13 protein-coding genes are annotated in these 15,941 nt (G+C 36.0%); 3 read left to right on the top strand and 10 right to left on the bottom strand.

All coding sequences use genetic code 11. The features are described from left to right. Positions 1-438: 438 nt before the first annotated feature. The 3 genes from dhaL to MF646_RS11130 all read right to left on the bottom strand — a co-directional run bounded on the left by dhaL (position 439) and on the right by MF646_RS11130 (position 3,027). Entirely contained in the window at positions 439-1,092 is a 654-nt protein-coding gene (gene dhaL, locus MF646_RS11140; protein WP_250096572.1) for a dihydroxyacetone kinase subunit DhaL, read from the bottom strand. Positions 1,093-1,103: 11 nt separating this feature from the next. Beyond that, entirely contained in the window at positions 1,104-2,105 is a 1,002-nt protein-coding gene (locus tag MF646_RS11135) for a dihydroxyacetone kinase subunit DhaK (protein WP_250096571.1), read from the bottom strand. Positions 2,106-2,199: 94 nt separating this feature from the next. Beyond that, positions 2,200-3,027 (bottom strand): sugar phosphate isomerase/epimerase family protein, encoded by an 828-nt coding sequence (locus tag MF646_RS11130; RefSeq protein ID WP_250096570.1) that lies wholly within the window; start codon positions 3,025-3,027, stop codon positions 2,200-2,202. Between the two features lie 275 nt (positions 3,028-3,302). Between MF646_RS11130 and MF646_RS11125 the strand changes: the two genes are divergently transcribed. Continuing rightward, on the top strand, positions 3,303-4,082 hold the full coding sequence (locus MF646_RS11125) for a DeoR/GlpR family DNA-binding transcription regulator (protein WP_250096569.1): 780 nt from the start codon (positions 3,303-3,305) through the stop codon (positions 4,080-4,082). A gap of 239 nt (positions 4,083-4,321) precedes the next feature. Here the strand turns inward: MF646_RS11125 and rpiB are convergent, their stop codons facing one another. Then, positions 4,322-4,804: a ribose 5-phosphate isomerase B gene (gene rpiB, locus MF646_RS11120; RefSeq protein WP_250096568.1), complete on the bottom strand. Its 483-nt coding sequence runs from the start codon at positions 4,802-4,804 to the stop codon at positions 4,322-4,324. 545 nt (positions 4,805-5,349) lie between these two features. Between rpiB and MF646_RS11115 the strand changes: the two genes are divergently transcribed. Next, a complete protein-coding gene (locus tag MF646_RS11115) occupies positions 5,350-6,924 on the top strand; it encodes a glycoside hydrolase family 43 protein (RefSeq protein WP_250096567.1) in 1,575 nt (524 codons plus the stop codon). A gap of 109 nt (positions 6,925-7,033) precedes the next feature. Continuing rightward, a complete protein-coding gene (locus tag MF646_RS11110) occupies positions 7,034-8,566 on the top strand; it encodes an alpha-N-arabinofuranosidase (RefSeq protein ID WP_250096566.1) in 1,533 nt (510 codons plus the stop codon). A 244-nt stretch (positions 8,567-8,810) separates the two neighbouring features. Here MF646_RS11110 and MF646_RS11105 read toward each other — a convergent pair whose 3' ends face one another. The 6 genes from MF646_RS11105 to MF646_RS11080 all read right to left on the bottom strand — a co-directional run bounded on the left by MF646_RS11105 (position 8,811) and on the right by MF646_RS11080 (position 15,878). Beyond that, entirely contained in the window at positions 8,811-10,256 is a 1,446-nt protein-coding gene (locus tag MF646_RS11105) for a PTS transporter subunit EIIC (protein WP_250096565.1), read from the bottom strand. Beyond that, complete coding sequence (locus MF646_RS11100) at positions 10,249-11,946, bottom strand: glycoside hydrolase family 13 protein (protein WP_250096564.1); 1,698 nt, start codon at positions 11,944-11,946, stop codon at positions 10,249-10,251. Before MF646_RS11100 ends, MF646_RS11105 begins: the two co-directional genes overlap by 8 nt. 433 nt (positions 11,947-12,379) lie before the next feature. Beyond that, complete coding sequence (locus MF646_RS11095; protein WP_250096563.1) at positions 12,380-13,372, bottom strand: LacI family DNA-binding transcriptional regulator; 993 nt, start codon at positions 13,370-13,372, stop codon at positions 12,380-12,382. A 124-nt stretch (positions 13,373-13,496) separates the two neighbouring features. Beyond that, on the bottom strand, positions 13,497-14,174 hold the full coding sequence (locus MF646_RS11090) for a YesL family protein (RefSeq protein WP_250096562.1): 678 nt from the start codon (positions 14,172-14,174) through the stop codon (positions 13,497-13,499). Between the two features lie 25 nt (positions 14,175-14,199). Next, on the bottom strand, positions 14,200-15,018 hold the full coding sequence (locus MF646_RS11085; RefSeq protein WP_250096561.1) for a carbohydrate ABC transporter permease: 819 nt from the start codon (positions 15,016-15,018) through the stop codon (positions 14,200-14,202). Then, entirely contained in the window at positions 15,018-15,878 is an 861-nt protein-coding gene (locus MF646_RS11080; protein WP_250096560.1) for a carbohydrate ABC transporter permease, read from the bottom strand. The genes MF646_RS11085 and MF646_RS11080 overlap by 1 nt, the downstream gene beginning before the upstream one ends. Between the last annotated feature and the right edge of the window lie 63 nt (positions 15,879-15,941).

Genomic DNA, 15,941 nt, shown 5'->3' with positions numbered 1-15,941 from the left:
GCACTTATGTACCCTTGTATCTATACCGCACTTTTTGAGACCTTAATTGGTTTTTAGGTGCGGTATTTTATTTCACTAATAATTCGTTCCTGAAAATCAACGTTTAACAAAAGAGAGGGGAATGAGATAACGGGTTCATTTCAGGGAGAGAAAAAACAAATAATGATTCTTTTTAACAAACGGATAGCTTTTAGAATATGAAAAACGCTCAGATTTTCCCGAGCGTTTTTGTAGGTTTATTTGGCATTTACAAATTACTCTGTATTTAGCCAACCAATTAACAGTTTCTTGCCTAGAACTGAGGGCACTTGGATTGTCCACACTAAAGCAAAATTTATTGAAAGTTGCGTCCACATTAGGTATAAGCCAAAAAAACTTTAACAGAACACCAAAAGAGACTTCCCCATATTAGGGCAGCCTCATAAAGGATGCTTTTATCTACCCTTTTACAGATTGAGCTTTCACAACCTTAAGAAAGGTATCCAATATCATATAAGCAGAAGTAGCTCCTGGGTCCTGCGCACCCTTCGATCTCTCCCCTAGACGGCTTGAACGACCTATTTTAGAAACAAGATCTATAGTAGATTTCATACCTTCTTCACCAGCTAAGACCGCATCATTAAACGCAGATAGAAAATCCTGCGATTCAGCAAAGCTTGCCTCTAACGCTTTTCCTGCAGGGTCAATGGTATCAACGATAGTTTTGTCCCCCACTTGCGCTTTGCCGCGATCTTTAATACCATTTATAAACGCAAGCCAATACTCAGTAAGATCTGTATCATTGATTTCAGACTTACCTTTAACTACTTTTCCTCCATTTATAAACCCAGTTGCATATAAAGGCCCTACGGAAGAACCAACAGCATTTAGAAATGTCATACCCACAAGGGAACTAATTTTTCCTAAATCTGTCTCATCTGCTAGTTCATTGTTTAATTTTTCTTTAACTGCTTGCCAACCAATCGACATAGTAACTCCGTGGTCCCCATCCCCTAGTTTACGGTCAAGGTCGCACAAGTAATCTTTTTCAGTCTCCATCACTTCTACAACTAACTTAAAATAATCGAGAAAATCTTTTGATGTAAAATTCATCTTTATCCCCCTTATCTCTGAACAAACATAGGACAATCTACAGGATGATCGATCATCTTTTTCAATTCATCGTCTAACTTCGTAAGCGTTATAGAAGCTCCACCCATTTCAAGGGATGTAATATAATCACCTACATAAGAACGGTAAATATTGATTCCTTTTTCCTTAAGAACTTTCTCCACTCTTCTAAACATAATATACAGTTCCATTCGCGGCGTTGACCCTAGTCCATTAACAAGTACTACTACATCATCACCTTCGTTTATCTCAATATCACTAAGAATATGGTTCAAAAGTTCGTCCGCAACATTATCTGCAGTGTCGATTGGAGCTTTTCTAATGCCTGGTTCACCGTGATGGCCTAAACCAACTTCCATTTCATTTTCATCTAAAACAAAACTAGGTTTACCTGTTTGCGGTAATGAACAAGAACTTAACCCAACACCCATCGAACGTGTATTATCATTTGTTTTTCTAGCTACTCTTGCAACATCTTCTAATTTATAACCAAAGTCTGCTGCTGCGCCAGCTGTTTTATAAATGAAAAACTCCCCAGCAATTCCGCGTCGTTTTTCTTTTTCCTCTTTAGGAGCGGATGCTACATCATCAGAACCAATCACCATTTCCACTTGAATATCTTCCATAGCCGCCAAATCAGCAGCCATCCCGAAATTCATTACATCACCAGCATAATTTCCATAAAGGTAGACTACACCTGCTCCTTTGTCAATTGCTTTGGTTACTTCCAAAATAGGTGCTGGTGGTGGTGATGCAAAGATATTACCAACAGCAACACCATCGGCCATTCCTGCTCCGACATATCCCATGAAAGCTGGCTCATGACCTGAACCACCACCGATTAGAATTCCAACTTTACCTTCAGCAGTTTCTTTAGATGTAACTAATGAACGATCATTTTCTTCTAACCTCTTTACATAAGAAGAATGTGCTTTGACATAACCATCAATCATCTCTTCTACTACATGATCTGGATTATTTATTAGTTTCTTCAACCGTTTCACTCCTCTTTTATTAATCCTAGGTAGTTTAAGGCTTTTATTTTTTTAAATAGCAAGTTACTTAAATTCTAAAAACTTAGCACACTTATTATTTTACTATTTTTTCTGTAATAGGCTTTAAATTCTTTTCCACATAATCGCCAATTTCAGCAATAACCTGCCTAGTATTCGTTTGCGCTTCTGGCGTTTCTTCTTCAACCATAATCCATCCATCATATCCACCATCAACAAGAGTCTGTACACATCCCTTGAAGTCAATATCCCCTTCACCCATCTTCATCCATTCACAACTTGTAGTAGCATCTTTAAAGTGAACATGTTTAATAGCAGGTAAATATTCTTTAATGATTTCAACAGGGTCCATACCACCAAAAATAATATGACCAACATCTGGTGTATATCCCATATATTTCGTATCTAATCCATCAAGAAGTATTTCATAGTCTTCTTTAAATCTCCAATAAGATGTTTTATACGAGATTGGGTGAAGTGAAGTAATAATACCATTTTCATGAGCTCGTTTCCCTAGTTCATTTGCACCTTGGATAATTTCTTTTTGTCTTTGTACTAGATTATCACGGTTTGGACCGACTCTGGATGGAACATTCATTTTAGCACCTGGAAATTTCTTTAAGTAATTAATGTAGTAATCAGCTAATTCTCTTTCTTCAACCGATTCCTTACCACCTTCAAAATGGAATGGTAATGTTAAGGCCGCTAACTCTAATCCTCTCTTATCAAGCTCTTCTTTAAGACGTTCTGGAGAATCTTTATACCTACCTAATAGAGCGACTTGCATATCAAGTCCTTTAAAGCCGCCGTTATCGATATCATCCATAATTTGATCTAACATATCTTTTTCGATATCATAATCTAAAACCCAAGTAGACCCTTGACATCCAAATTTAATTGTCATATTTACATCCTCCTAAGTACGTTTTTGTCACGATTACAACGCTTCCAATTATGTATATTATGATTGCGGTTTCACAGTTTTATTTTATCATTTATTATCACTTTGTCAATAATATTTTCGAACGCAAAAACATTACACTATAATTTGAACGAAAATAATAAAAATTACGATGGATTTAAAAGGAAAAATAATTTGTTTTTCTAATAATGGTTGCTAATGACCTATAAATATCTTATATTAAATTTATATGTTAACTAATGAGGGTGTGAAAATAAATGAAAATGTTTGTTTCTGAAAGAAGAAGTAAAATAATGCACCTCTTACAGGATAAACAACGATTAACGGTAAAGGAACTAGCCTCAAAAATTGGAGTATCAGAGGCTACATTGCGATCGGACCTTAATCAAATGGAGGAAGAGGGATTATTAACAAGAACTCATGGCGGTGCTATACTAAATGAATTTACTACTAATGAAACAAGCTTCTCCGCACGGGCGAAAAGAAACCAAAAACAAAAAAGACTAATCGCAGAAAAAGCTTTAGATTTTGTCGTTGAAAAGCAATGTATCTTACTAGACGCAAGCTCCACCACTATAGAATTAGCCTACCTCTTAAAACAAAAAAACATTCGCTTAACAGTGATAACTAGCGGGGTTAAAGCAGCATTAGAATTGAATGAAAACCCTAATATTACAGTTATCTTAATTGGCGGCATGCTGACAAAAGGTTCTACCTCCCTTGAAGGTACCTTAGGAATAGATTTACTAGATCAGGTAAATATCGACTTAATGTTTACATCAGCGAATGGATTCACTCCTGAATCTGGATTAACTGATTTTAATTTATACGAAGTACAATTAAAGAGAGAATTAGTTAAAAAATCTAACGTTGTAATTGCTTTAATTGATCATTCAAAGATTGGGACTGTTTCGAGTGGGGTATTTGCCAAAACCGATCAAGTGAACACCATTATCACTGATAAGGAGGTTGAGGAGAGCATCACCAATGAACTCACCTCAAGAAATATCGAACTGATTAATGCTGCTTCCCTTTAATATGAATAAGTAGACTTTATTGCAAAAAAAACTCTATTACACATGAGTTTTTTCTTTCAGGTGCCGGGAAGGTCTTCCTTCCCCCTGTTAAGAGTTCCCCAGCGCATAAAATTCCAAGTGTTGCATTGAGCCAAAGCTGTTTTAAAATAAAAAATCAAGCTACCAATAATCAAAGAGTTTGAATTGGGAAGCTTGATTTTTTTCTCGTTTTCCGAATCATAACAAATCGAACTGCGCTATTAGCTACATTGGTTTCCTGACACTTCTTCCTTGATCTTATCAAAAAATTCTTTTTCTTTCTCAATAATTTTATTAACCTTGCGTTCCGAACCACCAGCCCATTGAGAATTCAAATAAGCTTCAACCACTTTTTTCCCAACTTCTACTCCTATGATTTGTGCACCCATTGTAATAATTTGAGCATTATTACTTAATTGCGCTCTTTCTGCCGAGTACGTGTCATGAGTAAGGGCTGCTCGAATGCCAGGATATTTACAAGCAGCAACAGCTACCCCAATACCCGTTCCACAAATCAATATTCCGCGTTCAACTTTTTTTTCACTGACAGCTTTAGCAACCTCAAATGCAACATCAGGATAATCAACCGCATTACAAGAGTGGCAACCAAAATCAACAACTTCGTGCCCGTACTCTTCTACAAAAACCTTAATTGCTTCTTTAAAATCAAACCCAATATGGTCACTCCCAATACCTATTTTCACTACACACTTCTCCTTTCTCTCCTCACGATCGTTTCCTTTTTTTACTTTCACACTATTATTCTATTATTCTTTTTTATTTTTATCAACATTTAATTTCATTTATTTGCTTTTTGATACAAATCAAAAATAAATGAACTGAAATATTTTGTTATTCACTATTCCTTACCTTATAACCAAATCCCGTTGCAAACAACGCTATAAATACGCCCTATATAGACTGTTACGCAACGCATTTGGCCCGTTATGAAACAAAGACTTAATTTAAATCAGTCTTTTTAATGTAGTACACACTTTCACGATGTAGTTTTCCATTTTCATTCTCCAACTATATTTTTTATTTTTTATCATAATTGTTATCGTTATATGGTTTTTTTTGTTTTTTTATTCAAATATTCTTGTTAATACTATATTTATAGCTTAATATAATAGTAAGTATATCCATTATACAAAGTGAAAGTAAAAACGTAATAAGCTCAATCAAAATGTAAACGCTGACAATCATTCCTATTGCTCTATGTATTTTAATAATGAAAGGATGACTTACTATGAAAAAAATTAAGAACCCAATACTCCCTGGCTTCCACCCCGATCCATCGATCTTAAGAGTAGAAGGTAATTATTATATCGCGGTATCAACATTTGAATGGTTTCCTGGAGTACAAATATATCATTCTAAAGATATGATAAACTGGAATTTACTTACATACCCACTCACGCGCAATTCTCAATTAAATATGATTGGAAATGTGAATTCCGGGGGCGTATGGGCTCCAGCTTTAAGCTATTCTGATGGACTCTTTTACTTAATCTATACAGATGTAAAAAGTAGAATGGGAGCATTTAAGGATACTCATAATTACTTGGTTACAGCCGAAAACATCGAAGGACCGTGGTCAGATCCAGTTTACCTTAATAGTAGCGGCTTCGATCCTTCGTTATTCCATGATGATAATGGAAAGAAATGGCTAGTTAATATGATTTGGGACTTCCGTAAAGGTACCAATTCATTTGCTGGTATCGCACTTCAAGAATATTCCCCTGAAGAACAAAAGCTTGTAGGACCAATTCGTAATATATTTAAGGGATCTGAATTAAAGTTGACGGAAGCTCCCCATCTTTACAAACGAAACGGCTATTATTATTTAGTTACAGCAGAAGGTGGCACATGGTACACACATGCTGTTACTGTTGCTCGTTCAGAATCATTGTTCGGTCCTTACGAAGTGGATCCTACTAACCCTATTCTTACATCAAATCAAGATGATTTGTCTCAACTACAAAAGGCTGGTCATGGAAGTTTTGTAGAAACTCAAAACGGTGAATGGTATATAGCCCATTTATGCGGACGTCCCGTTGTCGATAAAAAATGTATCTTAGGTCGAGAAACTGCGATTCAAAAATGTTATTGGACAGAAGACAATTGGATTAGAGTAGAGGGTGGAAATAACCCCAAATGGGAAGTGGAAGCACCTAATTTACCTGCTTATCCGTTTGAACAAGAAAGTACTTATGATGACTTTTCAGCAAACACCTTTAAAAAGTATTGGAACTCATTAAGAAGACCTTTTGCAGAGGATTGGGTATCATTATCAGAGAGAAAGGGATATTTGCGATTAAAAGGTGAAGAATCAATGAGCTCTTTCCATCATCAAAGTATAGTAGCTAGAAGACTTGAAAGCTTCGAGGCGGAAGTGGAAACAGCAATCGAATATTCCCCAACTAACTTCCAACAAATGGCAGGTCTTATTGCCTACTATGACACAGATGACTATGTCTACCTTCGTGTAACTTATCATGAGGAATTAGGTAAATGTTTAGGAATCATAGAATCAAAGCATGGAAAATATGATGAGTTGTTGGCAAAGGATATTTCCATTCCAGAAGCCTCCAATTGTAAATTGAAGGCTGTGATCAGTCAACAATGGCTGCAATTCTATTATTCTATTGATAATAATAATTGGAAAGAAGTAGGAAGTAAAATAGATATTAGTAACCTTTCTGATGATGATGCTGATTATATCCGGTTCACAGGTACATTCGTAGGACTTTGTGCGCAAGATTTAAGCGGCCAGAAGTTGCATGCGGATTTTGAGTATTTCAATTATCAAGAGAAAGAGTAACTTTCATCGTACTTGAGGGGGCTGGATGTGGTCTATACGTTAGACATTGAGCTCCAATTTAATAACAAGCATATTCTAGGCTCCCCAAAAAATAAAGGAGTGTGCGTAAATGACATCATTAATTAATATTGATAAAAAGAATAATAATCAAACTATCAGCCGACATATATACGGCCATTTTGCTGAACATTTAGGCAGATGTATATATGAGGGTATTTGGGTAGGAGAGGAGTCTCCGATTCCAAACACACGCGGGATTCGCAATGATGTAGTTGAAGCTCTAAAAAAAATAAACATCCCTAACTTACGATGGCCAGGTGGTTGTTTTGCAGATGAATATCATTGGAAAGATGGAATTGGACCTCGGGAGGATCGTCCAACAATTGTTAATACGAATTGGGGAAAAGTAACCGAAAATAATCATTTTGGTACCCATGAATTCATGGATTTATGCGAACAGTTAGAAACAGAGCCATACATTTGCGGAAATGTAGGTAGTGGTACCGTACAGGAAATGCAGGAATGGATTGAGTATTTAACATTTGATGGTGAGTCACCCATGACTAAATTACGTCGAAAAAATGGTCGTGACAAGCCGTGGAAGTTAAAATACTTTGGCATAGGCAACGAAAACTGGGGCTGTGGCGGAAAAATGCGTGTTGAATACTACGCAGATAAATATCGTAACTATCAAACATACGTCAAGGATTTATCAGGAAATGAAATCTATAAGATTGCTTGCGGTCCTCAAGAAGCTGATTATCACTGGATGGAAGTCATGATGAGAGAAGGAATGGATAGAACAGAGCCTGACAAAGATGCTATTATTGAAAATATTTGGGATTATCATCGCCCAGAAATGAACGGCATTAGCCTACACTACTACACACGTAATCGCGCTAACTATTCATCAGCTACAGATTTTGATGAAACATTATGGTTTGATTATATGAAAAGAACGATGAAAATTGAAGAAATTATTGAAAATCATACAGCGATTATGGATAAATATGATCCAAATAAAGAAGTCGGAGTAATTATTGATGAATGGGGAACATGGTTTAAAGTAGAGCCAGGAACGAATCCAGGTTTTTTATATCAGCAGAATACATTGCGTGACGCAATAATAGCGAGTATTAATTTAAATATTTTTAATAACCATTGTGATCGAGTGCATATGGCTAACATAGCCCAAGTAGTGAACGTTCTACAAGCCATGATTTTAACTGAGGGTGAAAAAATGATTCTTACTCCTTCCTATCATGTGTTTGAAATGTACAAGGTGCATCAAGACGCCACATTACTTCCTACAAATGTAAGCAGTCCATTTTATACGCATGAGGATGACCAATTACCAATGATTAATGTATCCGCTTCACAGGATCAATCTGGTCAAATAAATATATCCATTTGCAACATTCATCCAAATCAGTCGGATGAAATCATATTAAACCTAGAAGGAATAACGAAAGACTCCAAAGTAATTGGACGTGTACTAACCGCCGAGAAAATAAATGCACATAATACATTCGAAACCCCAAATAATGTTGAGCCAGCTAAATTTGATGATTTTAAACTGGCACAAAATAAACTAACCGTTAATATGCCATCTAAATCAGTGCTTGTATTACAAATCAAATAAAAACATATGACAAAAAGATACTCTAGTTCGCACTGATAACTAGAGTATCTTTTTATAATCCCTCCCGAAGATCATTTTAATAGCTTTCCTCTTCATTTTCATAGCGTTAATTTCGAAAAGTATAAAATTTTACGGTACTGTTTTAAAGGGGCCATCACTTCAGGAACTGCGCCATTATTAAGTGCTACAACAAATAAAAAGGGAGTCCACACATGAACTCCCCTTGTCAACTGTATATAGAAAATTAAACCGCATTCTTTACTTTTACATCTTCATCTTCCACCATAACTTCTTTCGGTACTGCAAATAAATAAGTAATAATAAATGCAGCAGCAAAAATGATTACGGATACAACAAGGTAAGCAAGTAGCTGACTCCAATCATAAATGTACATTAAAGGAGAAAGAACGACTGCTAAACCATATGAATTCGCTTGAACATTCAATAAAGAGAGAATGGCACCTCCTACAGCGGAACAAGCAATCATAACATAAAGCGGTTTCGTACTATACCTCATTACGACACCAAACAAGGCCGGTTCACTAACACCAAGCAATTGAGTCGCCGTCGCACTCGCTCCTGTAACCTTCACTGTGCTTTTCTTCGCTTTCACAGTAATCCCTAAACAAGTACCAGCATTCGCAAAACCATACATGGCACAAAGAGTAATTAAAGGGTTAAATCCAGTATTAGCAAGCATGGTAGTTTCAATCATAATAAATAAATGGTGCATTCCCGTCATAACCGCTAACGGGTAAATAAAGCCAATCATTAATCCGCCAATGCCAAGTGGAATATCGATCAGTTGCGTTACAACTGTTACTAATCCCGCTTCTACAAAATGTAATAATGGTCCTAAAATAAGTAACCCTGTAATCATCATAGATAGCAAAACAAAGAATGGAGTAAAGATTAAATCTAATGCATTCGGCATAACAGCACGTAATTTCCTCTCAAGTTTAGCCCCAAGAAACCCTACAACTAAAGCTGTTAACACACTACCTTGATACCCAACAATCGGTATGAAACCAAAAGCAATAATAGGTTCTACCCCACTATTAATGTCTGCGACTGCATATGCATTTGGCAGAGCAGGAGAAACTAGCATTAACCCCAGGACGAAACCAATGATAGGCATACCACCAAATTTCCTAAAGGCAGACCAACAGATTAAAGCTGGTAAAAAAGCAAATGCTGTATCTGTTAGGACAGCTGTTAGCGTTAATAGATATTCAGGAATATCGTCAATACTCATACCAACTAATCCTAAGAATGCATCACTAGTCAAAACACCTCTTAGACCAAGGAATAAACCCGTTGCCGCAATAATTGGGATGATCGGAATAAAGATATCAGCTAACGTTCGAACCGCCCTCCTGATTCCCTTTTCCTTATTATGAGAAGAGGATTCCTCTTTTGCTTGGTCATCCTCTTCATCAGGCCTGCCTCCTCTTAAAGCAGAATAGACTTTATTGACTGTTCCAGTACCTAAAATGACCTGATATTGACCTGCATTATAAAATACACCTTTTACTTCATCAATTTTTTCAATGGCCTCATCATCAATCTTTTTCCGATCTTTAACGGAGAATCGTAGTCTTGTTGCACAATGAACATACGATTCTATATTATCTTCACCGATGACTTGAATCAGTTCTTTCCCTATACGTTCGTATTTATTTTCACTCATCATAACCCGCTTCTTTCTTTTGGAGTATTAGTGCTTGGTAAGGTTTTAATGAACATTTTTGTTCAGATACGATCTCTTCTTTGTAATTATTTAAAAGAACATCATACTTGCTATGTTCTAATTCAACTGTTTGATCCTCAGACGAAAAGTTGAAATAGCAAACAACTTCTTCAGCCCCAAACTTTCGTTTATATGCCACAATCGTTGGATGATCCTCTAAAATAGGTTCAATCTCTCCATAAATTAAACACTCACTCGCCTCGCTCGACTGTCTAACTTGAATCATTTCTTTATAAAACTGCAAAATTGAATTCGGATCTTGCTCTTGTTGCTCGACATTAATCGTTTGGTAATTCTCATTCATCCCTAACCAAGGCTTAACTTCTGAAAATCCACCATATTCCTTATTGCTCCAGTGAAATGGCGTTCTTGAATTGTCACGACTTCGTAAGTTTATAAAATGAAGTGCTTCTTCTTCACTAAAGCCTTCTTTCATAGAACGATAATATTGATCAATGCTCGAGATATCATCAAACTCTTCAATACTTTTACGTTCAAAGTTCGTCATACCAATTTCTTGACCTTGATAGATAAATGGAGTCCCACGAAGATAGAAAAACATAGCTCCTAGCATGGACGCTGAATAGAAGTTTCGGTTCTCCTCTTCTTTTATATACTTGCTGATCGATCTGTTCTGATCATGATTTTCTAAAAAGTTTGCTCCCCAACCAGCTTTTTGAATTTCTTTTTGACTCGTGAAAATTAATTTCTTTAAATCTAGGACAGTCCAATCAATTCTTCTAAACCACTCACTTCCAGAAGCAACATCTAGGTCTGCATATCTAAAATCAAAAATCATTGAAAAGTAGCCGCTGTCTCCGATGTAATCTCCGTATTGTTCATATGGTACTCCAGGAGCTTCGCCAATCGTTACACAGTTATATTTCGAAAATGTCTCGTCATTTAACTCATGTAAAAATTCTTCAATTCCTGGCTGATTACGGGCCTTCTTTGTACATTTGACAAGTCCATCGACTCCATCAGCAGGAAGGTTATCATAGTTTTGATCTTTCTTAATAAACGTTATTGCATCTACTCTAAATCCAGCAATTCCTTTATCAAGCCAGTAATTCACCATTTTATATAGCTCTTCTCTAACTTCTTTGTTTTCCCAATTTAAATCAGGTTGTTTCACATCAAATGAATGGAAATAGTACTCATCTGTACCTTGCAAAGGCTCCCATACACTTCCACCAAAAACAGAGCGCCAGTTAGTAGGAGCTTGACCATTTTCGCCTGATTTTAAAATATAATAGTCTCTATACTTACTAGTCTTAGGATTCTGAATTAAATCTTGGAACCACGGATGTTCATCTGACGTATGATTTATAACAAGATCAAGGACAACCTTTATTCCTTTTTCTTTTGCCTTATCAATTAACTCATCCAGATCTTTCATTTCTCCAAACTCAGGGTTTAATTGATAATAATCTGAGATATCGTAACCGTTATCAGCCATAGGTGATTTGTAAATCGGACAAATCCATACCATCGTAATCCCCAAAGACTGTAAATAATCTAGTTTTTGCGTAATGCCTTTAATATCCCCTATCCCATCATTATTTGAATCATAGAAACTCTTCGGATAAATTTGATAGATTACTTCTTTTTGCCACCATTTCTTTTCCATGTTGTTTCCTCCATTAGATAAAGTTCTAGTTGTGGTATCGGTTCCATACAACTCCAAAAATAGGTGGAGTTAAAAATAGTTAATTAACCCAATGTTTTTTTGTAATACATTCATACAAACAGGCTAGATGAAACCACTAATAATTATATGGTATCGGTTCCATATACAAGTAAAAAAGTTTGTCTAGTTTCAACTAATAACTACACTGAAATAATTCACTTTTGATTATGGAACCGATTTCTGTTTTTATTATACTTTTGATTTTCAAACTCTGTCAACGCTTTCTATCGAATTTTCACATTCCATAATTATACAAACCACACAAACACTACTCCATAATACACTTTCACCGGAAATCTATCTTATTAAAATACAAAGTGAAACCATTCTAAAGTTTCACTTTGCTGTTATTTATTAAGGATCACCTTACAAATTATGTCGATTGTCGTACAATCAATTCTATTGGAAGATCGTAATTTCTTATCTCCATTTCTGGATTCTCCAACATTTCAATCATCACTTCTATTGATTTTTCCCCCATCAGATCAACTGGTTGGCGAATGGTCGTTAGTTTCGGATCTAGTATTTCCGCAATCGGTTGATCATCAAATCCAATAACAGCAAGATCGTTAGGAATTGTTAGACCTTTCTCTTTTGCTGCAATGACAATTCCACCTGCCACTTCATCACTCCCGGTAAAAATAGCAGTTGGCCGGTCTTCCATCTCTAGGATTTGCCTTAGCACGTGTTTACCATCTTCAATCGTATGTTGATCAATGAAAATCCATTTTGGGTTAATCTTAATACCTGCCTCACTTAGCGCTTTTTGAAACCCACGATTACGATCTTTCCCTTTTCCCTGCTCATCAAACAAGCCACCTGTACAGTATGCAATCTTTCGATGTCCACGCTCTATTAAATGATTCGCACCTATATACGCACCTTTTGCTTGATTCAATCGAATCATAGGAGCTATCTCTTGATTAACATAATCATTACATAACATTATTGGACCATATTCGATATATGACTCAATAACGTTCCAATCATTTTCAGTCGAAGTCATGATAATTCCATCAACTTGCTTTGTTTTTAATAGATTTAAAAAGGCTACTTCCTTTTCTTTATCTTCATAACTTTGGCCAATCAACACTTGATATCCCTTTTCGGACGCAGCTTGTTCAATAGAATTAATTAAATGCGCAAAAAAAGGATTCACAATTCTAGGTACAATCACACCTATCGTTGTAGTTAACTGCCCTCTTAGCCTTCTAGCGGAAGGGTTGGGTATATAACCAAGCTCTTTCATCGCCTTTAGTACTTGCTCTCTCTTTTTGTCCGAAACGTACGGATGGTTATTTATTACACGCGAAACCGTCGTTTTTGATAATCCTGATAATTTCGCAACATCAGATATATTAGCCACTTGTCGATCACTCCACTGTTTTTAGAACATGAAATCATTTTCATATAATTATTTTACTTTAATATTGAAACAGATTGCAATGGATAGTAGCTGTCATTATACATTGACCCTCCTAAAACTCCTATCATTTTTTCTCTATAAGCATTGAATACATCTTTAAAAATAACGATATTGATATAAACGAGATAATTGAAAAGCTAAAAAAAATGAGCAAAAACCTAAGTTGATTTACACTAACAAACAAGATAATTGCCGTTGTCATGATAATAATGAAACTTATTAACGGTTTAGCTACTGTAAAAAAGAGCGCTTTTCTTAGTACATCCGATACTCTTATGTCATAATGCACCATAACAGAAAAGGAATGGATCGTTATAACAAATAAGAATAATCCAATTCCAACAAAGACATACGTGACAAAGGGGGTAATATCACTAAAATAAAATATATCCCCGACTGGAACCCCCCATGCTGTTGTCAGGACAATTCCTATTTTTAAACTACTTTTATAATTCTCTCTGTAATAGTTCCAATAGTCTCTTATAACAGTATCCTGTTCTTTTTCCATCGCCCAATCTCGACTCACTGCAAAAAGCGCAGAAGTTGCAGGGAATACAACAAGAGGAGCAGTTACGGTTACGTATAAAACGATCAGTATCGAGAGATCATAGGATTTGAGCATGATCGTATTAAGCACAACAATCCAGACTGGAAACGTGAATGCGAGCCATAATAAATTCGCAACTGCAAATCGAGAGATCCACTCGCTGACCAGAAAGAAACCACTTATCAACTTTCCCATCACTTACTCCTCCTTGTTAATTACATTACTTCACTGCTCCTTCAGAAACACCTTTAATGATTTGTTTTTGAGCAAAGAAATAAAAGATAATGACAGGTATGATCGCGATTGTCAATCCTGCTAATGCCAAGTGCCACTGACGTGTATATTGGCCAAAGAACATAAACATTCTAAGCGGAATGGTTGATTCGGCATCACTTAAAATAAGAGATGGAAGTAAAAAGTCATTCCAAATCCAAATCACATTCAAGATCCCTACCGTAACGGAAATAGGCTTGAGCAAAGGAAAAATAACATGCCAGAATGTTTGAAACTTTGTAGCACCATCAATCGTCGCTGCCTCATCCAATGACTTAGAAATCCCAGTCATAGCACCGTGATATAGGAAGATAGCTAAGCTTGAACCAAATCCTAAATACATAAAAATTAATCCAAAGCGATTTAGCATATCCGCCTGACCAAATAATGAAATCAAAGGAATCATAACAGCTTGGAAAGGAATAAGCATAGCCGCTACAAAAATGAGTAGAATAACCCCACTTGTTTTACTCTTATTACGCGATAAAGCGTATCCAGCCATAGATGAAAAGAAGACAATAACAGCAATACTAATAACCGTTATAAATAGTGAGTTAAAGAAAGATTGAACAAATCTTAAATCAATAAAAGATTGAACAAAGTTATCAAATACCAATTCTGACGGTAATCCTAATACATCAGCAAACATATCACGTTTTGATTTAAATGCGTTTACAACCATTAAATAGAAAGGAGAAAGCCAAAGTAAACCTAATAAAAGACCCACAATTTGAAGCCAAAATAAATTTCCTTTTTTCCTCTTCATTATAAGTCCACCTCTCGTTTCTTATTGTAGTAGACTTGAGTGACAGCAATTGCTGCTACAATGATAAAAAAGATGATGGCCTTTGCCTGGCCATACGCCATTTGATTGCTGGTAAATGCTGTATTTACGATATTCATTGCTACCATTTCTGTTGAGTTAAATGGACCTCCATTAGTTAAAGATAAATTTTGGTCATAAATTTTAAAGGAGGTAGAAAGAGTTAGGAACATACTTATAGTAAAAGCCGGTGCCACTAAAGGGAACGTGACGTTACGAAAACGTTGGAACGCGTTCGCACCATCCACTTCAGCAGCCTCAAGTAACTCATTCGGTATACTTTGTAAATAAGCAATATAAATGATCATGATGTACCCACCCATTTGCCAACAAGTCAAAATAACAAGACCCCAAAAACCGGTACCTGGTGTTGATAACCAACCAGTTAACCCCGGTATGCCAAGAGAATGACCAATGTCTGCAAATACACTAATAAAAATAAACTGCCAAATAAAACCTAAGATTAACCCACCAATTAGGTTGGGCATAAAAAAGATTGTACGAAGGAGATTACTCGACTTGAATTTTCTAGTCACAAGTAAAGCTAACCCCAATCCAATCACATTAAGCATGATGACCGTTACAAATGAAAAACGAAATGTGAACCAAATAGAACTAGTAAAACGGGCATCTTGAAACAGTCTTATATAATGATCTAAGCCAACAAACTGGTTATAAGTCAGCCCATTCCAATCCGTGAAGGAATAATATAATCCAATAAGCAAAGGAATAATTACGACAAGGCTTAAGCTTACAATCACAGGCGTTAAAAATAGCCAAAAAGATACATCACGGTTCCTCATTCTATTACCTCCTCTAATATCAACGGGACATCACTCCCTTGATGTAAAAACAGCTAACAACTC

It is taken from the genome of Halalkalibacter alkaliphilus (assembly GCF_023555415.1).
Classification (GTDB): domain Bacteria; phylum Bacillota; class Bacilli; order Bacillales; family Bacillaceae_D; genus Halalkalibacter; species Halalkalibacter alkaliphilus.
Note: the sequence above shows the minus strand (reverse complement) of the source record. Positions and strands in the feature narration are given on the sequence as shown.